Here is a 20980-nt window from a genome sequence, read left to right on the forward strand (position 1 = left end):
ATTTTTTATCTATGGAGAGCCTTTTGCTGAACATAATTTACTTATAAATATTTTTAGATTTTTAAAAGATCTGGATAAAACTCCTTTAGAACGAGGTGCTTTATCAGACGACAAGTGTTTGAAGAATTCTGCAAATGCATGATACGCGTCTGGATCTGGAATGATATTGGTTTCTACAGACAAGGCAGACTGAGCCATGATTACATCGTAATCCGTGCTGTTTCCGCAATGGGTTCCACTGGTGTCATGGCCGATATTGGTTACCAGAGATTGACCTGGATAGAGTGTTAATTTCTCTGCCAGAAATGCGGAGGCATACCACCTGATATCCCAATGTGTAGTATTGCCGATTGCCTGTTCTTTTAATGCTTTGAAATAAGGATAGGTATTGTTAAAATCAAATTCTTTCTGGAGTCCCTGCGCTATAATTCGATTTAACAACTTCATCCCATCATGTTCAAACAAGTTCCATGCTCTCCTCCATGTGGCCCATCCCCAGCAATCAGCCCCCTTTAAAAAGAAAACTTCTTTTAATTTTTGCTGAACGGGATAGACATATCCATGTATAGCAGCAACATCGTGTTGGTTTTCATAAAATTCGAGCGCTTCATTCATGAACTTTAAAAACCAGGGTGAGGTAACCAAATCGTCTTCAAGTACAATAGCTTTACCGTGTATATTGATCACCTCAGTTACACCTTGAATGGTATTTTCATCGACTCCGAGATTAGTTTCACGTAAATAAATATGAACGTTTTTAAAACCGGTTATGGTGGGTAAATAACTTCTAAGTTGGTTCACTTTATCGAGGGCATCTGAATCCTTTGCAGCATCAGCATAGATGTACAACTCGCTTTCTTGTGATAAGAAATTTTTCCTTAAGGCGGCTATAACCTGCTGTGTATGTAATACGCGGTTATATACAAAAAGAATAATTGGTGCTGTATTGGTCATTTGTTTTTTGATGTAGAAAATACCGATGTTTGAACATTCTCTAAAAATAGCACGTTTTAAGCTATTCTCTCCAATTTAAATGCGAAATGATAATTTTGCAATTCCTTAAACAAAAAATTGACCGACAGAAAATGAAAAGTTATTCCTTCCATGCAATGATAGAAATAATAGGGATTAATCCATATGTGCAAGTCCCGGAAACTATTTTGACCGAAATCTTTATTCAGGCAGGTAAAAATAAAGGACATATTCCCGTTACCGGGACTGTAAACAGTTTACCGTATCAACAGACCTTACTAAAGTACAGTGATCTTTGGCGACTTTATATCAATACATTAATGCTTAAAAATTCTCCCAAACGTATTGGAGAAACCATTAAAGTGACTATTGAATTTGACCCATCGGATAGAACGATAAAACCGCATCCCAGGTTAACAGAGGCATTAGAAAATAACATAGCAGCAAAGTCTGAATTTGATAAGCTCATCCCTTCAATGCAAAAAGAAATGGTCAGATACATTTCCTCCTTAAAGACAGAGGAAAGTAGAAATCGAAATATTGAAAGAGCCGTTAATTTTTTGTTAGGTAAAAGTTCGTTTATAGGAAAAAAGACGCTTTAATATTTTAATTGTCCCGAAAAAATATAAACGTCTTAATATTTTGTAACTTGCAGTGAGCAACATACCAAATATGCAAAATTACAGTGTATTTTCAGATCAGGAACTTATGGAAATGATCCGGAAGGATGATGATGTGGCTTTTGAAATGCTATACCAACGTCACTGGCAAAAACTTTATCAAAGTGCATTTAATGTTTGCAGGGATCGGGAAATCTGTATGGATGTTTGCCAGGATGTATTTATCTGGTTTTGGGAGCACCGGAATTCAGTAAGTTTCATCAATACTGTGCATAGTTATCTGCTAACTGCAGTCAAGTATAAAATGATCAGTTACATCAGGAAAGATAAGGTGAGAGCGAATTTTTTAATGATTGCTAAAGATCTGTCGGAAAGCTATACGATAGAAGAAAATATTCAGGTAAAGGAACTGCAGGCCATTATAGCCAGATTTGTAGGGGCACTCCCTGAAAAATGCGGTGAGATCTTTAAGATGAGCCGGAATGAGCACCTCAGCAATAAAGAAATTGCCGGAAAACTGGGTATTTCAGAAAAAACAGTAGAGAACCAGATCACTATAGCACTCAGAAAACTTAAAGGATCATTGGGTAACCTGAGGTGCTGGCTTATGCTGATGTAAAAAAAATAATTTTTCTTTTGGGGGCTAGGGTATTTTGAAACGCCTTACAGTTATATATCCCCATACTATGGAAAAAGAAAAATTGTCTGAACTTTTAGAAAAGATGGAATCTGGCACAGCTACAGCTGAAGAAGTGGCGATGTACAATCGGCTTTACATGCATTTTCAAAAAGTTGAAGACTGGGATATCACTACCATGGGCGAAAGAGCAGAAATTGAAGAAGAGCTCTATGCAAAGATCACAGCGGGTATCCAGGTTGCTCCAAAAAGGACTGGATCTTATCCGTTTTTCAAATATGCCGCTGCAGCGGCAGCCATATTTATGGCCATTTCCATCGGGATTTATTTCTTTAAAGCAAATCATTCGCCGGTGATAAGGGAACAAGCCTCAAAGTTGGTTGGCACTCATGATAGGTCACCTGGTGGCAATAAAGCGACACTAACGCTTGCGAATGGCACTAAAATTTCTCTTACTGATGCAACTAATGGTGATCTTGTAAAACAATCGAATATATCCATTACCAAAACTGCTGACGGACAGTTGGCTTATAAGGTTTCGGGTGCTGTTAAAAGACCTGGCAATGCCGCTTCAGAATTTAATAGCATTAGCACACCAAATGGAGGACAATACCAAGTCCTGCTGTCAGATGGATCAAAGGTATGGCTGAATGACGCTTCTTCATTGAAATTCCCAACAGTTTTTACTGGTGAAGCGCGTAGTGTTGAGTTGACCGGTGAGGCTTATTTCGAGGTGTCAAAAAATGAGAAAATGCCTTTTACTGTAAAGGCAAATGGCATGCAGGTGCTGGTTTTGGGAACACATTTTAATGTGATGGCGTATCCTGATGAAAAGCAGGTTAAAACGACATTGCTGGAAGGCGCAGTCAAATTAATTCATGCAGATGATGTGGCTTTTCTTAAACCAGGCCAGCAGGCAACGATAACAGAGAACGGAGCGGGATATCAAGTTAGTAAGGCAGATGTCGCTTCGGCCATGGCCTGGAAAAACGGATATTTCCTGTTGGACAATGCAAGTTTGCCACAGCTGATGCGTCAGATATCAAGATGGTATGATGTGGATGTCATTTATGCTGCAAATCTTAAAGATCACGAGTTTGTAGGGGAAGTAAGCAGGAAGTACAGCCTGATGAAGATTTTGAAAATTCTTGAACTAAGTGGAGTGACCTTTAAACTGGAGGGAAGAACATTAACCGTTAAATAACCAAATATAAACCAAGTATAAACCAATTAATGCATATGGAAAAATAGCTACCAGACGCCTTCAAAGGTTACCCTAGTTCCTTACTTAGGAACGAAAAGAAAAAACCAGATCCCGATTCCCGTCGGGACCTGGAAAAGTCAGGCTAACCTTAAAATTCTTATTGACAGAAATCTAAACCATTAACCTAACCGTACAAAAGTATGAAATTAAACCTATGTGGTAAAATTCCTCCTTTGTGGATTTTGCCCCTGAGCCAAACCATCAGGGTTATGAAACTAACCGTAATTCTATTAACCATTACCTGTCTACATGTATCTGCTAAGGTGTTTTCCCAACGCATAAACCTTAATGAAAAGAATGTAGCCTTTTCAGCGATAGTGAAATCTATTGAGCAGCAAAGTGGCTACAAATTTTTTTACGACAATAAACTGATCAATCCGCGGATAAAGCTTACGGTATCCCTTAAAAATGTCCCGCTGGAAGAGGCGCTGGAACAGTTGCTTGAAGATAAGCCGCTAACTTATACTATCGTCGATCAGATCATCGTATTGAAGCGGATGGATCTAAAAGCTTCAGTACCAGTTATGTTTGATCGGGTTACCGGCAGGGTAGTTGATGAAAAAAATATGCCAATGCCGGGTGTGAGCATTAAAGTTAAAGATAATACAGGCAAGGCTGTTACAGATGCTGACGGAAAATTTCAGCTGGTAGCAAAAAAAGGGGATGTATTGGTTTTTAGCTTTATCGGCTACACCAATAAGGAAGTAGTTTATGATGGGCAGGCTAATATGAGTGTTTCTCTTAGTGTTGCGAATATTGAGATGAATGAAATTGTAGTGGTTGGATACGGTGAAATTAAAAAGCGTGACCTTACCGGTGCACTTTCTTCGCTCCAGTCAAAAGACATTGTCAGATCTAACCCGGTACTGGCCGCAAAAGCCATACAGGGAACAGTTGCAGGAGCTACTGTTACCAAGGCGAGTAACCGGCCTGGGGCGCCCTATAACATTACCATCAGGGGCGAAAATACGATCAACAATTCTACCCAGCCGCTGATCGTGATCGACGGGCTGATGGGCGGAGACTTAAATACACTTAATCCTAATGACATCCAATCCATGGATATCCTTAAAGATGCTTCTTCCACTTCAATTTATGGTGCACGTGGTGCAAATGGAGTAGTGATTGTTACCACAAAAAAAGGTGTGTCTGGTGAGCTGAAGTTAAGTTATGATGCCTATGTGGGCATGAAGAAGATGGCCCATGGACCTGAAATGATGACCACACCGCAGTTTTATAAACTTGCCTATACAGATATGGTGGCAGCAGGCCTTACAGGAACGGTTTTCACGATTGCCGAAACCGCAAACATTGATGCAGGAAGAACTACCGATTGGGCCGATCTGATTACCCATAACGGTATTCAGACCAGTCATAACCTGAGCTTATCCGGTGGTACAGATAAAACAACCTACCGGTTTTCGGGAGGTTATTTAAATGAACAGGGTAATGTTAAATATACTGGCTATAAACGCTACAACTTAAACGCAGGTCTGGACAGCAAATTGGGGGAGCACGTAAAGGCCGGATTTACTTCTTATGTAACCTATAGCGATCAGAACTGGGGCTCACAGGAATCTTTAAGAGGCGCATACAGGGCGCGTCCTACCGGAACTCCTTATTATGCAGATTTAACCAATCCAAGCCAGAATGCGGATATCAATGTGGATGGCCTGGCCATATGGATGGGTATCAATGATAAACAGGTACCGAATCCGCTTGCCGATATTGATCCCAAAACATCTTTGCTTAAAACAATGACGCTTACTGCCCTGGGCAATGCTTACGTTGAAGTTTCTATCCTTAAAGGCTTGTCTTTCAGGAGTTCTCTTTCAGCTTCTTACAGCAATGCTAAAATAGGAGACTGGCGGGGCACCTGGTCGAAATCACAGATCGGGAGTTTGCCAAGGACCCAATTGGATACCAAGGGAATGGCGAATTATACTTTCGATAATATCCTCAACTATAAAAAGGATTTTGGAAAGCACTCCTTTGGTTTTACTGGTCTTTACAGTGCCTATTATCAGCGGGACGAAACCACCAGTATTGCCGTTAAAGACCTACCCTATACTTCTTACTGGTATGCTTTAAACACCGGTACGATAACTGCAAGGAGTAGTAACCTGGTGGAGCGTTCGCTGCTGTCTTTTATGGGCAGGATCAATTATGCTTACGATGACAGGTATTTACTGACAGTTACCGGCCGTTCAGACGGTGCTTCTCAACTTGCAACAGGTAATAAATGGGCATTTTTTCCATCTGTTGCTGTAGCCTGGAGAATGAGTGAAGAGCAGTTTATTAAACAGCTTGACCTGTTCTCTAACCTGAAATTCAGGGCCAGCTACGGTGAGGTGGGCAATGCTACGGTAAATCCTTACAGCACACAGGCGCTCCTGTTAAATACAGGCTACGATTTTGACGGCGCGGCTGCAAATGGTTTTGCGCCTGCGAACCTCGGTAATAAAAGCTTGAAATGGGAAAGAAGTAAAGAGCTAAATATTGGTATTGATGCTGGATTTTTCAACAACCGCATTACTGCAGCGATTGAAATATACAACAGGAAAACAGTAGACCTGATCCTGAATCAGAAAATGCCGACCATAACAGGGTTCGGCGAGGTAATTGCCAATGTGGGTAAAATTCAGAATAAGGGGGTAGAAATAACCTTGAATACCCAGAACATCACGACATCCGACTTTGGTTGGAACAGTACCTTTTCTTTCACGAAAAACAACAACAAGCTGCTGGAATTGTATGGCGGGGGCCAAACCTTTGATAAAGGGAACAAGTTGTTTGTAGGTTATCCTATACGTGCTAATTTTGATTACCAGTTTGCGGGCATCTGGCAACTTGCCGATATAGACCAGGCAAAAATTTATGGACAATTGCCTGGTTCCGTACGCGTGGTTGATCAGAATAATGACAATAAAATATCTTCCTCCGGTGATATTGATGACAGGGTAGTGCTGGGCACACAGTTACCCAATTGGTTGCTGGGGGTTACCAACCGTTTCAATTACAAGAATTACGATCTTTCTTTCTTTTTGTATTACAGGAATGGCGGACAGTACAGCAATTCAACCCTCTCCGGCACATTTGGCGAACTGGGTACCCGCTATAATTCATTGGCATCTTTAGATTACTGGACAAAAGACAATCCATCCAATACCTATTTCTCGCCGTATGTAGCTAATCCTTACAGAAGTGCGATCAACTACCAGGATGCAAGTTTTTTAAGGATATCTGATATCACTTTGGGGTATACCTTGCCAAAGAACGTCCTGCGCACATATAAAATTGCCAATGCCCGGTTCTATGCTCAGGTTTCCAACCCTTTTATTTTTACTAAATATACAGGGTTTGATCCTGAATTTAATTCGGCCATTTACCAGGATGATGTACCCTCTGCAATTTATTCTTTAGGTGTAAACATTAGTTTCTAACTTAAATTGACTACAATGAAATCAAGATTCACTTCAAAATATACCATACTGGCCATTGCTTTAATGTTGCTGGTTGTACCTGGATGTAAAAACTCTTTTCTCGATGAAACGCCGGTTTCTACACTCACAACAGACGTTTACTACAAAACAGAAGCGGGATTCGAAGATCTGGTGAGGTCCTGCTATCCTTTGTTGCGAAATATTCATCAAAGCCGGAGCCTGGTTTTACTGGGAACCGATCTTTTTAGTCCGGGTGCTTACAATGATCCGAAATTTGCAACAACAACACCTAATGCGGGTTCATTGAATCAATATGACGCGGGCCTGAACGCTTCTCTGGACGAATTCAGGGTGCTCTGGACGCTCTTGTACACAGAACTTGGACGGGTAAATACGGCCATAGGAAGGGCTGATGGAGTAACTGGGATGAATGAGACCTTAAAAAGTACCAGGGTATCGGAGGCGAAATTTTTACGGGCATTGATGCTCTTCTACCTGGTGCAGCAATGGGGTGATGTACCGATGCCACTCACAGAAACCCAAAGCGCCAGTAAAGTAGCAACAAGGATAGCCTCAGCAGAGGTGTATAAACAAATTCTGACTGACCTGCTGGATGCAGAATCGAAACTTCCCGCCGTGGCATCCAATTACGGACGCATTACAAAAGGTGCGGCGCAATTTCTGCTGGCCCGCGTATATTTAACCCGTGGCTGGAATTTTAAAAATTCCCTTGGGGGTTCCAATGCTGATTTTACTTCAGCATTGCAATATGCGGATAAGATCATAGCGGCCTATCCGCTGGCGGCAAATTATAAAGACCTGTTTCCAACACGTTCTAAAAACCCACTTGCACAATACACCGGTGCCCAGAATGATAAAAATGCGGAGATCGTTTTTTCTGTCCAGTATAATCCGGATGTGCTGACCAATAAAACGGACCCGGCATTTGCAGTAGATGCTGCCGGAGGCAATAACCTTCATTCTGTTTTTGGTGGTGGTGCCGAAAGCTTTCCTGGCAGCAAAGGCAGAACGAGCGATTACAACCGTACCCAACCCATTTATCCATTGGCGGCTACAACATACCGCTTATATGACCCTCAAAATGACAGTCGCTACGACCATAATTTTTTGGAAGTTGGTTATGCTTTGCTGCCAGTAACAGGTTTTAAACCCTTACCATTGTTAAACGCAAATCTTAGAATAAATATTAAAGCTGGCGATACTGTAGTTTATTATCGTCCCTGGAACAATCCTGCAACTGCCCTTAAAGACAGAGGGATAGATGTAGGTGGTACCAGGAATTATTCCGTGATCAACGGCGATGAGTGGGGAGGAGGCTATAATATTGTGAATGGTGTAGCCGCAAGTGGTTTTCCAGCGGGAGAACCGCATATGTGGAAATTCTGGCAGCCAAATATTCCTTATGGTGATGCTTATGGAACTTTCAATGAATCTATATTCCGTTCTGCCGAAGCTTATTTAATTGCTGCGGAAGCTATTGTTAAAGGGGCTACCGGGGGTCAATTGGGTACTGCTGATGTATATTACAATAAGGTGCTGAACCGTGCCCTTGGTACTAAAGTAGCTGCTGATCCAAAATGTGCGAAATTCCCTGGTGATATCAAATCCCTGGAAGCAGTTTCGTACCGGGCTACACCGGCCAATATTTCTATCGACCTTATTCTGGATGAAAGGGCCCGTGAATTATTAGGGGAATACGACCGCTGGTTCGATTTAAAAAGAACAGGCAAATTGATTGAGCGTGTAATGAAATATAATCCATGGGCGATCAAAAGCAATACGATCACAGACATTCATTATTTGCGGCCAATTCCTCAAAGTGAAATTGACCTGTCGTTTCCTGCCATGTCTCAGAATCTGGGTTATTGAGCTAAGCATTTGCTAAAAAAGGATTTATTCGCATCGTTCACATTTATGTGAATAAATCCTTTTTTCTTGTTTTTTATAATTTCATAAGGTGTGAATAGCTATGCTATTGAATCCTAAAAACAGAACAATACGATTATATTTATGAAAAGATGCCTTTTAACCCTGAGCATTTTATGGGCAACCAGTGCCTGCATTTTTGCTCAAATTACTAAGCGGACTGCACTGTCAAAGACAGAGCTGGTTGAGCCCATGGTGGATGCGTCCCATTCGCGATTCTTTTATTTCAGTTCTGCATCAAGACCTTTTGGCATGGTTAACCTGAGTCCGGATATGGAACTGAATGGTACCTGGAACTCTGGTTACCGTTATGACGAGGATACCATCAAATGTTTTAGTCATATTCACTGCTGGGAAATGTCGGGCATTCCGGTGTTGCCTACTACCGGTGAGTTTAAGGGACATCTGGGACCATCCGCTTATGGCTCTTCCTATACGCACCAGCAGGAGGTAGCCAGACCTGGCTATCATAAAGTGGTACTGAAAGATTACGGAATTACTGCTGAGCTGACATCTACCACAAGGGTTGGTTTTCATCGGTATCGTTTTCCAAAATCCTCATCTTCCAGCATTTTATTTGATTTTACAACGGTGCTCGGCTCATCCGGTACACAATCGGCCAGTGTTAAAAAAACGAGTGCGCATGCAATTGAGGGGGCGGTAACCATGGCTGCAACGATAAGACGCCCTAAACCGGTTACCATATTTTTTACAGCCGAATTTGATAAGGATTTCGAAAGCTTTGGTGGCTGGAAAAATGGAAAAATATTACCTGTAACGGAAACTGTTGAAGGCGAACATACAGGGGTTTTCCTCAGGTTTAAAACTGCAGAAAATGAAGTCCGGAAAATGAAAGTGGCCATTTCGTATGTGAGTATTGCAGAAGCGAAAAGAAACCTGCAGGCAGAATTGCCACATTGGGATTTTGATCGTGTGGTAAAGGAATCTGCCAATGATTGGAATGCCTGGCTGGGCCGTATTGAAGTAGAAGGCGGTACACTGACAGCCCAAAGACGTTTTTATACCGATCTGTGGCATGCCTTGCAAGGCAGGCGCATTGTAAGTGATGTAAGCGGTACCTACATCGACAATACCGGAGCAAGGTCAATTACCAGGCAAATGCCATTGGATGCCAATGGAAAACCACTGTTCAATTCCTACAATTCAGATTCCTTCTGGGGTGCGCAATGGTCGCTCAATACGCTATGGCACCTGGTATATCCGGAAGTAACGGAATCATTTATCAATTCTTTTTTAGAGATGTATAAAAATGGTGGCTTAATTCCACGTGGACCTTCGGGAGGCAACTATACTTATGTGATGACCGGGGCCACGATGACTCCTTTTATTGTAAGTGCGTATATGAAAGGCATCCGTGGCTTTGATGTCAATAAAGCCTATGAAGGGATGCGGAAAGACCATTTCCCCGGTGGAATGATGAGCAAGGCGGGATATGAACACAGCACTTTTAAAGGGGGGGGCATAGAAGAATACATCGGCATGGGTTACGTGCCTTATCCGCTGAGCAGTATCAAGTATGGCTACCACCAGGATGGAACCGCCCAGACACTGGAATACGCTTACCAGGACTATGCGCTTTCGCAAATGGCAAAGACGCTGGGTAAAACCGACGACTTTCTTTTGTTTGGCAAAAGGGCCCTGAATTATAAAAATGTTTTCAATAAGGATATCGGCTGGATGTGGACAAAGGATAGGACAGGTAAATGGAATCAGCCGGTAGATATTTTACAGTACGAACATGGATTTGTGGAGGGTAATGCAGCACAATATTCCTGGTTTGTACCACAAGATGTAAAAGGATTAGTCGAATTGATGGGTGGGACTGATTTGTTTACCAGCAAGCTGAATGGAGCTTTTGCCAAAGCAAAAACGCATGGTTTTGTTTCAGGTAAATCAGAAAATCCTAAAGACCAGGAACTAAACAGAAGGGTTTACATTAACTACGGCAACCAGCCTTGTATGCAAACCCCTTTCCTGTTTAACTATGCAGGTAAACCATGGCTAACCCAATACTGGACAAGACAATTGATTGATTCGGTTTACAGTGGCATTTCGCCACAAAAGGGCTACAGTGGCGATGAAGACCAAGGTTTGATGGGATCGCTTGCCGTGCTTATGAAAATTGGCTTATTTTCTACTAACGGCGGTACTTCGGAAAAGCCATTTTATGAAATTACCAGCCCCATCTTTGACAAGATCACCATTCACCTTAATCAAAAGTATTATAGCGGGAAACAATTTGTAATCAGTACTAAAAATAATAGCGCTGAAAACCTATACATCCAATCAGCCAGCTTAAATGGAAGACCTTTAAATCAGCCCTGGTTTTTACATCAAACATTGGTAAATGGTGGTCAATTGACCTTGCAAATGGGGGGACGCCCCAATAAATCATGGGGTAGCAATTTAAAAATGGCTCCGCCATCTATGTCTACAATACAATAAAAATGGATTTCAACATGGAAAAAAACACTTATTTTAAAAAGCGGGTATGGTTAACCCTGGTTATTCCTGTGGTTTTTCTGGTCCTTGTCAGTAAAACAAAATTACAGGCACAGCAGCAAAAGAACTTGCCCAATATTGTATATATCCTGGCTGACGATCTGGGCTATGGTGATATTAAAATTTATAATGCGGATGCAAAAGTAAATACGCCCCATATCGATAGGCTGGCAAACCAAGGCATGCGCTTTACAGATGCACATACTACCTCATCGGTCTGCACACCTTCACGCTATTCCATTCTTACCGGTCGCTATCCCTGGCGCAGCAGACTTCCGGTGGGTGTATTAAGAGGGTATAGCAGAGCATTGATTGAAGAAGGATTGCCGACGGTAGCCAGTTTATTAAAAACAAGATCATATCGGACAGCGGTAGTTGGCAAATGGCATTTAGGACTGGATTGGGTACCAAAAGACGCATTCAAAGATTCCATAAATCCTGCTTATAACAAAGACAGGCTGTACGGCATTACCGATGAAATGAACCCTGATCAGATTGATTTTTCGAAAGCGCCTGTTCGTGGCCCGCTTACACAAGGTTTTGATTATTCTTATGTGCTGCCAGCCTCTCTGGATATGCCGCCTTATTGTTATCTGGAAAATGACCAGCTAAAGGAGCCGCTTACAGGTTATACACCCGGCAATAAATTAGCAAGCGGTTATACCGGGCCATTCTGGAGAGCCGGATTAAAAAGTCCGTCATTTGATTTTTACGATGTATTACCGGCCTTTACCAATAAGGCTACTGATTTTATCAAAAAACAGGCTACTGCAAAAAATCCTTTCTTCTTGTACTTCCCCATGCCGGCACCACATACCCCATGGATGCCCACAGCCGAATACAGGGGCAAATCGCAGGCAGGAGAATATGGCGATTATCTGCAAGAGGTTGATGCTGCAGTTGGCAAAATAATGCGGGTATTGGACAGCCTGGGCTTATCAAAAAATACCTTAGTGGTATTTACCAGTGACAACGGACCTTACTGGCGGGATGATCTTGTGCAGAAATATGACCACCAGGCCGCGGGGCCATTCAGGGGAATGAAAGGTGATGCATTTGAGGGCGGGCATCGGGTTCCTTTCATCGTACGTTATCCGGGTAAAATAAAAGCAGGGAGCATTAGCCAGGTAAGTACTACACTTGCCAACCTGATGGCAACCTGTGCCGACTTAACAGGTAACCATGCTGTCCAATTTGAAACGGAAGACAGCTATTCCATTTTACCGGTGTTACTGGGTAAATCTGCAGGGATTGCAGAACAGCCTGCCATTGTTAATATTTCTTCCAAAGGATTTTATGACATCCGCAAAGGCCCCTGGAAATTAATTACCGGTTTGGGCTCGGGTGGCTTTTCAGTTCCTTCAATAATCAAGGCTGCTGATGGGCAGCCGGCAGGGCAGTTGTACAACCTGGATACAGATATCAGGGAAGAAACAAATGTATACAGCCGGTATCCTGAAAAAGTAAAAGAACTGAGTGCCCTGCTGGAAAAAATAAAAGCTGCACCGAAAGGGAAATGGGCAAAATAAAATTGAATAAAGATGAAAAGAATATTTGTACTTATCGTGTTGTTTTGTTTTGCTGGAGTATTGTCCGGACAATCGCAAAAGATCAACTATGTTCCAAAATTTGCAAATGAAAACCATGAACAGATCGGTTATTGGTTTATTACACCGGCACTGATAGGCAACATAGATAAAGCACTGGCCAATATAGACAGCATTGCCACCAAATGTAATTATACTATGCTGTTCTTAACGGCAAGGGAAGGTGCCGACTTCTTTGATTTGAAATTGCTGCATCCTTTTTTTAAACAACTGGTAGCCGAAGGGCACCGGAAAGGAATCAAAGTTGGTTTGCAGCTTTGGGGAAATTACAAAGATCAAACGATAGAGGGATCACAGCGGATGATCGTTGAAAATGAAGTTACATTGGATGAAATGGGCAGTGCTTCTTTTCTGGCAAAAGCCAGATACATCCGTTTTGAAGACCGATTGCTGAAATCGGACCTGTTTAAGGTATATGCGTTTAAAAAAACAGGTGAAGGATTTTATGATCCGGCTACGTTGAAGGACATCAGCAACCATTGCGAAGTCGTTTTACCCGATAAAGCAACTGTGCAGGTAAGCATCAAAGCTGGTGTAGCCTTAAAAGGGCTAACGGCCTGCATCATGACACAGCAGTACTGCAGCCAGAGCAGCATGTGGGATGATGTGGAAATCAAGGGTTTTACGGAAGCAATGACCGCATTCGCAGATATCCCTTTTGATGGATTTGCACTGGATGAATACGGCAATAAATTTATTGAAAGGATATTTGACCCGCATACGTCAAATCCCTTCAGGGGCCGCTGGTATTCTGCAGCAATGGAGAAAGCATATGCTGCTGAAACAGGAAATGACCTGGCCAAAACATTATTTGATGGCCGTTATGCACCCGAAGGAAAACCCGAAGTAAGGATAAAGGCGATCAATGCCTACATGGAATTTATGCGCAAGGGAGCACTAAGAGTGGAAACAGCTGTATTCCATAAATCAAGAGAAATATTCGGTAAAAATAGCTTCAGTGGCATTCACAATACGTACCACAATAGTCTGATCAATGATGAAATATGGGCCAATGGAATTGGCTGGTGGACTGCACCTCGTGCTTACGGACAAACGGATGAGAAAACATTTTTGCCAACACAAATGGGGGTAGCGATGTCGCACCGCATGAACGCTATGTACAATCAATACTATGATGCAGAATTGTCACCTGTAATTGTAAAAGCCATCCACGACCTGCGTTATGGCATCCGTACCCATTATCATGCCCTTAATGACAAAAGGCCATTGCGGTTTGACCTGGAATTCCCGGAAGCCATAGACAGCATTAACAAAATTGAAAATTGCGCCCGCCTGTTAAACAAGTTCAATCCATCATTGCCGGAGGTAAAACTGCTGGTGATTTTTGGCATGGAAGCCCTCAGCAACTGGTATCCGAATGATGCGGACCGTGGTGTATATGATATCAATGATAAACTGGGGATAGAAAGTAAAGCCCTGGAAATCTGGAAGGCGGGCTATCTGAATGCGCTGGTGCCTTCTGATTTAATTGTAAATCAGGTTTTAACCATTGGAAAAGATGGCAAGCCGGTAATGAACGGTCATAAGTTTGATGCGGTCTTATTTCTGAATCCGCAATACGCTAGGGAACCTGTTTTGGAATTTCTGGAAGCTTATCAAAAGCAGGGTGGTAAACTGATGGTCGAAGGAAAAGCCGACCGGGACTTTAAAGGCAACCTGATTACCGCAAGGTTCAAATCCATTTATGATCAGGCCACCGTTGTGGGCTATGCTATCAGCAGTCTTTCAAATCTTGGCTTGACAAAGAACTTTTTGCCTGATGGTTGTAAAAACGAAGATGGCTCCTATGTGTTTACAGAGCTGAATTCACTCAGAACCGGTCAGCCTGCGCGCTTTCTTGTTAGCATCAATGGTGACCGGTATACCGGCGAATATAAGGGGCTTGCGGTTCTTGCAGCAGATCAGAAAACAGGTGTTAAAAAATTTGCAGCAGCCGGCTGTAAATCATTAAGCCGGAACGGGAAAGTGATATTAAGTTTCTCGAAGCCAGTCGATTTTTATGCGGAAAAAAAGAACGGTGTCCTGCAGATGACCATAGCAGATGGTACAAAATCAGTTAAGCCATTGATCAATAAATTATAAAACACACAGTCCTGTAAGGGACCATTAAAAATAAAAGGTTATGAAAGGTAAACTACTGTTATTGTTTTCATTGGTGTACAACATCTCTGCAAACTGCCAGGTAAAAGATCAGTTGATCACAGCCAATGGAGCCGTGGCCGACGGGCAAACCAATAATGCTGCTGTTATTCAAAAATTGATTGACAAAGCAGCTGCAGGTGGAGGCGGAAGGGTAATCATTCCGCCGGGTAATTTTATGTCAGGTCCGGTGTTTTTAAAATCTGGCGTAAACCTGCATCTGGAACTAGGCGCCCGTTTACTCGGATCAACCAATCGGTCTGATTATGGAATTGAAGCCGGAAGACCGGCACTCGTTTCTGCAAAAGATCAGAACAACATTTCCATCAGCGGTAAAGGGATCATTGATGGGCAGGGCCAGGAACTGATGCTGGACATTTTTAAAAAACTCAGGAACGGGGAAATGAAACAGGATTCGGCCTGGCTGTACAAGCGGCCGGGAACAGGAAGAACAATGATCCTTACCTTTACTTCCTGTACCAATATAAAGGTAACGGGTGTTACCCTGAAAGATGCAACAGACTGGGTACAGGATTACCGGGAATGCGATGGGATAATCATTGATGGCATTACCGTACAAAGTACCGCCTATTGGAACAATGATGGCCTTGACATTACAGATTCTAAAAACGTAAGGATAACCAATTGTTTCATCAATGCATCTGATGATGCATTATGTTTTAAATCTGAAAACCCGGATAGTTTCTGCGAAAATGTTTTTGTAGACAATTGTACTTTGAGGTCCAGCGCAAACGGGCTGAAGTTTGGCACCAGGGGTGCCGGGGGCTTTCGCAATTTTAAGATCCGCAATCTTACCATCTTTGATACTTACCGCTCTGCAATTGCTCTGGAATCGGTAGACGGTGGTTTTATGGAAAATATTGACATTCAGCATGTGGTGGCTAAAAATACCGGTAACGCAATTTTTATACGCCGGGGGCACCGCAATGTAACCGGAGCAGTTGGCACATTAAAAGGAATCTATATCGCGAATGTAAAAGTGGAAACGCCTTTGTTAAAACCCGATCAGGGTTACCCGATTGAAGGGCCGCCTGACCACCTTCGTCCAGGCTTTGATAAAATGCCGGTACGTCCTTCTAATTTTCACATTTACGGACATCCCTTTTTGCCATACAACCTCATTCCTTCCTCCATTGTTGGTTTGCCAGGCTATCCTGTGGAAAATGTTACCCTGGAAAATATAGAGATCAGCTATGGTGGCAGGGCCAGTAAGGAAATTGCATATATTCCCCTTGATAAGATCAGTGAAATTCCCGAAAACCCGGCTAACTATCCTGAGTTTTCCATGTTTGGTGAACTGCCTGCCTGGGGATTTTATATCCGGCATGCGGCAGGGATAAAAATGATCAATGTAAAGATAAGTTACCTGGAAAATGATTTCAGACCTGCTATGGTGCTCGATGATGTGAAAGGAATGGAATTTACAAAAATGAAAATCCCAACAGTAAAGGAGCTGCCGGTGATCCAGCTGAACAATACGGCTGACATCAGCTTTAAAAATCTGGAGATGCCGGTAACTGAAGCAAAAGGTATTGTCAAAACAAATTACCGGTAATATGGGGCTACAGCAAATGTTTAAAGTGATGCTGTTTTATACAGCTTGTTTTTTGGCGGAACCCAACCTGGTTTATGCACAGAAAAACAGTGCCGTCTGGATGGACGATTTAAGTATCCGTACTTTTTCGGAAGGGATCCCGGCAGTGCTGGCAAAGAGTTCCGGCTCCGGTGAGGCGATTAGTATGAAGGGAACCAGATACAGTAGGGGTGTAGGCGTAAATTCTACCAGTGTACTGAGTTTTTTACTGAATGGGAATGCGCTGGAGTTTTCTGCGGTGGTGGGTGTAGATGACAATGGGGTAAAAAAACTGCCGCACCTGTTTTATGTGATCGGAGACCGGAAAATTCTTTTTGAAAGCGGAACAATGAAATGGGGTGATGAACCCAGAAAAGTAAAAGTAAATCTGGCTGGAGTTAAACGTTTGGGTTTGTTGGTGATTGTTGAGCTGGGCATTACCAAAACTTATTCTAACTGGGCTGATGCCCGGTTCATCATGAAAGACCAACAGCTTCCCTTGAATATTCCCAACACGGACGAACGGATTATTCTGACCCCTGCTGCGGGCAAAGCACCTAAAATCAATTCGGCTGCTGTTTTTGGGGGCAGACCTGGAAATCCATTTTTGTATACCATTGCCGCAACGGGCGACAGGCCTATTGTATTTTCTGCAGGCAATTTACCGGCAGGGCTCCGGGTTGATACCAAAACAGGTATCATCACAGGTAAGGTTGCCGCGAAAGGGGAATATACCGCAACATTGAAGGCTAAAAATTCAGCTGGTGAAGCGGTTAGACAGCTGCGGATAAAAATTGGGGATACCATTGCATTGTCGCCGCCTATGGGATGGAATGGATGGAATTCATGGGCAAGAGAAATTGACCAGGAAAAAGTAATTGCATCGGCAAATGCCATGGTAAAGATGGGCCTGGCCAACCATGGCTGGACCTATATCAATATCGATGATGCCTGGCAGGGTCAACGTGGTGGAAAATACAATGCCATTCAGCCCAATGAAAAGTTTCCTTCTTTTAAACAAATGACGGATTACATCCATGGGCTGGGTTTAAAACTCGGGGTATATTCTACACCCTGGATTACCAGCTATGCGGGTTACCCGGGTGGTTCTTCTAACCTGGAAAATGGTTTTTTCCCGGATGCTGTGCGGGACAATAAAAGAGATTTTCGTTATGTGGGTAAATACAGGTTCGAAAAAGAAGATGCCCTGCAAATGGCAGAGTGGGGAGTTGACTATTTAAAATACGACTGGCGGATAGATGTACAGTCGGCAGAACGCATGTCTGTGGCCCTGAAAAATTCGGGTAGGGACATTTTTTACAGCATCTCCAATTCAGCACCCTTCGGCCAGGTAACAGACTGGGCCAGGCTAACCAATAGTTACCGTACAGGGCCAGACATCAGGGACAGCTGGTTAAGCCTGTATGTCAGCGCATTTACGCTTGATAAGTGGAGCCCTTACGGTGGCCCTGGCCACTGGAACGATCCGGATATGATGATATTGGGTAATGTAACTACCGGTTCTCCTTTGCATCCTACCAGGCTTACACCGGATGAGCAATACAGCCATGTGAGTTTATTCAGTTTACTGGCGGCCCCACTACTGATCGGCTGCCCCATAGAGCAGCTGGATGCCTTCACTTTAAACCTGCTGACCAATGATGAAGTGATTGCTGTAAACCAGGATGCACTGGGTAAGCCTGCAAGGTTGGTAAGTGAAAAGAACGGTGTACAGATCTGGTTGAAACAGCTGGAAAATGGCGATTATGCAATTGGCTTGTTCAACATCAGTGGTTACGCGAAGACGCCAGCTTCTTATTTCCGATGGGGCGACGAAAAGCCGGTATCCTTCAGACTGGATTTAGCAAAAATCGGCCTGAAAGAAAAATACAACATACGGGATGTATGGAGACAAAAGGACCTGGGAGAATTTAAAGAAACATTTAATACCAGGATCAGGCATCATGGAGTGGTCATGGTCAGGTTATCAGCCCATCAATCAACAAAATATTAAAATACTATGCAATTAATTAAAAAAATAGTTCGGCTAAAAATATATGTACCAGCATTGTTGCTGCAGACCTTTCTAATGGTCAGTTTTTCATTACAGGCCCAGCCAAAACAGGATATCCAGGTACAGGTTGATGCCAGAACAGGAAATTATTCGGTAGGCTCTTCCAGTCTCAACTGGACCATGAGTGGCAGCATAGGAAAAGCCTTGCACCAATTAAAAAAGGAAAAGGGAAAAGACGCCATTGGCGCATATACCCGGATCTCTTTTCAATGGGAAAGCAATAACCTGTACATCGGCAGTATCCGCTGGTATACCGCATCTCCGGTAGTTGTGTTTGGGCTTACTACACCAAAGGGAGCAGATGGCCAATCTCTGGAAGCATTCCCTGATTTTACCCGCATGCCAGATTCATTAAATCACTTCAGTTACCACAACCGGATATTTCCGCTGGCACAATATTTTTTAGAGGAAACGTCTACTCCCTGGTTATTCTTCAACGATAAAAATGATGCTGCTATCTTATCTCCGGCATCGGATTTTATGGTGTCGCTGATGACAGGTGATGGCACTACTCATGTCAGGAGTGGCCTTAATCCGGAAGTGCAAAAGCTTCCTGCCGGTTTTACCCATTCTTCTATCCTGGTGATGCGCAAGGGTATACGCAATACCTGGGATGAATGGGGTGCCGCGTTGCGTAAAACCTATCACAGAAAAATTCCGGCAAATGATGCCGATGTAGTGTTGAAATATTTTGGCTGCTGGACCGATGTGGGTGGTGATTATTATTACAATTACGATCCGGCAAAAGGCTATGACGGTACCCTGCTGGCCCTTAAGGATCATTATAAAAAAGAGGGCATTCCATTGGGTTATATGCAGCTGGATAGCTGGTGGTACCAGAAATCGACCACCAATGTGCACAATGTGCCGAGTGGAAAAATAAAGAAACCGGAATTTCCCGAAGGCCCCTGGAACCGGTCAGGAGGTTTAATGGAATATAAAGCTGACACGGCCTTGTTTCCGAATGGGCTTGCTGCCTTTCAGCAACAGCTGGGCTTACCGTTGGTAACCCATAACCGCTGGATTGATCGCGCCAGTCCTTATCATAAAAGATTTAAGATCAGCGGGATTGGAGCAATTGATCCGGGTTTTTGGAAGGAAATTATGACTTATCTGAAAAGTTCAGGGGTAGCGGTATATGAGCAAGACTGGATCAATTACATCTATACCAATAACCCGGAGATGAAATCGGACATTACTGTGGCCAATGCTTTCACAGACAACATGGCGAAGGCTGCGCATGACGTGGGCATCAGTCTGCAATATTGCATGGGCTTGCCCAGGTATTTTATGCAGGGTGTAAAATACAATAACCTGACCACCATCAGGACAGCGGGAGACCGCTTTATGCCCAAAAGATGGATGTACTTTTTATTTACTTCACAGCTGGCTTATGAAATGGGCATCTGGCCATGGAGTGATGTTTTTAAGAGTGCTGAAATGGACAATATGATTGTATCTGTGTTATCTGCTGGTCCGGTGGGTACGGGTGACTTGATAGGTACAGAAAATAAGGCAAACATCCTGATGGCCTGCCGTGCGGATGGTGTGCTGGTTAAACCTGATGTGCCTTTGTTGCCGCTCGACCAGAATTACGTACAAATGGCGCGTAAAGAAGAAAGGCCGATTGTGGCAGCTACGCACACCCTTCACGGTAAGCTAAAAACGGGATATGTCTTTGCTTTTGGAAACGATACCACTAAGATCAACCAGTTCAGTTTTGGCTTGTCCGAGCTGTCGATGCAAGGCCGGTCGGTTGTATTTAATCCACAAAAGCATACGGTAGAAGTGCTGGAAGCTGGAAAAAGATTCAGCGCAGATTTGCCGGAAGAGAAATACGCTTTTTACATTGTGGCACCCATCACTACTTCGGGCATTGCTTTTTTAGGGGATGCAGGAAAAATAACAGCTACAGGTAAAAAGCGCATCACCGGTATTTCCGATGCCGGAAAAAAACTACAGGTAAAAGTATTGTTTGCCAAAGAAGAGTCAGCAGTAACCCTAAAAGGGTATTCCAGGCAGCGCGTAAAATCCAGCAAAGGAAAACTGAGCCAGGATATGGCTAATCATTTATTTACCATAGTGGTGTCCAGGCCCGTAAAAGGTGATGTGGAAACCATAATACTTCAAACAAACTAA

Annotated in this window: 12 protein-coding genes; 11 read left to right on the forward strand and 1 reads right to left on the reverse strand. The window is 43.1% G+C overall.

What is annotated here, in order from left to right:
- Positions 1-9: 9 nt before the first annotated feature.
- Positions 10-954, reverse strand: a complete 945-nt coding sequence (locus tag R2Q85_RS13715) for a glycosyltransferase family 2 protein (protein WP_316812364.1) — start codon at positions 952-954, stop codon at positions 10-12.
- Between the two features lie 131 nt (positions 955-1085).
- Here R2Q85_RS13715 and R2Q85_RS13720 point away from each other — a divergent pair, with 131 nt between their 5' ends.
- The 11 genes from R2Q85_RS13720 (at position 1086) to R2Q85_RS13770 (ending at position 20980) form a co-directional block, all read left to right on the forward strand.
- Positions 1086-1574 carry a YdeI/OmpD-associated family protein gene (locus R2Q85_RS13720; protein ID WP_316812365.1) on the forward strand — a complete coding sequence of 163 codons (489 nt, stop codon included), beginning with the start codon at positions 1086-1088 and terminating at the stop codon, positions 1572-1574.
- 70 nt (positions 1575-1644) lie between these two features.
- Positions 1645-2211 carry an RNA polymerase sigma-70 factor gene (locus R2Q85_RS13725; protein ID WP_316812366.1) on the forward strand — a complete coding sequence of 189 codons (567 nt, stop codon included), beginning with the start codon at positions 1645-1647 and terminating at the stop codon, positions 2209-2211.
- Between the two features lie 67 nt (positions 2212-2278).
- Positions 2279-3433, forward strand: coding sequence for a FecR family protein (locus R2Q85_RS13730; protein WP_316812367.1), 1155 nt, complete (start codon positions 2279-2281; stop codon positions 3431-3433).
- A gap of 200 nt (positions 3434-3633) precedes the next feature.
- Positions 3634-6936, forward strand: a complete 3303-nt coding sequence (locus R2Q85_RS13735) for a TonB-dependent receptor (RefSeq protein ID WP_316812368.1) — start codon at positions 3634-3636, stop codon at positions 6934-6936.
- 15 nt (positions 6937-6951) lie between these two features.
- Positions 6952-8826, forward strand: coding sequence for a RagB/SusD family nutrient uptake outer membrane protein (locus tag R2Q85_RS13740; protein WP_316812369.1), 1875 nt, complete (start codon positions 6952-6954; stop codon positions 8824-8826).
- 141 nt (positions 8827-8967) lie between these two features.
- Positions 8968-11349, forward strand: coding sequence for a GH92 family glycosyl hydrolase (locus R2Q85_RS13745; protein ID WP_316812370.1), 2382 nt, complete (start codon positions 8968-8970; stop codon positions 11347-11349).
- A 14-nt stretch (positions 11350-11363) separates the two neighbouring features.
- Positions 11364-12935 carry an arylsulfatase gene (locus tag R2Q85_RS13750; RefSeq protein ID WP_316812371.1) on the forward strand — a complete coding sequence of 524 codons (1572 nt, stop codon included), beginning with the start codon at positions 11364-11366 and terminating at the stop codon, positions 12933-12935.
- A 12-nt stretch (positions 12936-12947) separates the two neighbouring features.
- The gene (locus R2Q85_RS13755) at positions 12948-15116 is read left to right on the forward strand and encodes a hypothetical protein (RefSeq protein ID WP_316812372.1); all 2169 of its coding nucleotides are present in this window, start codon (positions 12948-12950) and stop codon (positions 15114-15116) included.
- 40 nt (positions 15117-15156) lie between these two features.
- Positions 15157-16749, forward strand: a complete 1593-nt coding sequence (locus tag R2Q85_RS13760) for a glycoside hydrolase family 28 protein (RefSeq protein ID WP_316812373.1) — start codon at positions 15157-15159, stop codon at positions 16747-16749.
- A gap of 1 nt (position 16750) precedes the next feature.
- A complete protein-coding gene (locus tag R2Q85_RS13765; protein WP_316812374.1) occupies positions 16751-18781 on the forward strand; it encodes an NPCBM/NEW2 domain-containing protein in 2031 nt (676 codons plus the stop codon).
- 6 nt (positions 18782-18787) lie between these two features.
- Positions 18788-20980 carry a hypothetical protein gene (locus R2Q85_RS13770; protein ID WP_316812375.1) on the forward strand — a complete coding sequence of 731 codons (2193 nt, stop codon included), beginning with the start codon at positions 18788-18790 and terminating at the stop codon, positions 20978-20980.

Source organism: Pedobacter heparinus, from assembly GCF_032678725.1.
Lineage (GTDB): Bacteria > Bacteroidota > Bacteroidia > Sphingobacteriales > Sphingobacteriaceae > Pedobacter > Pedobacter heparinus_A.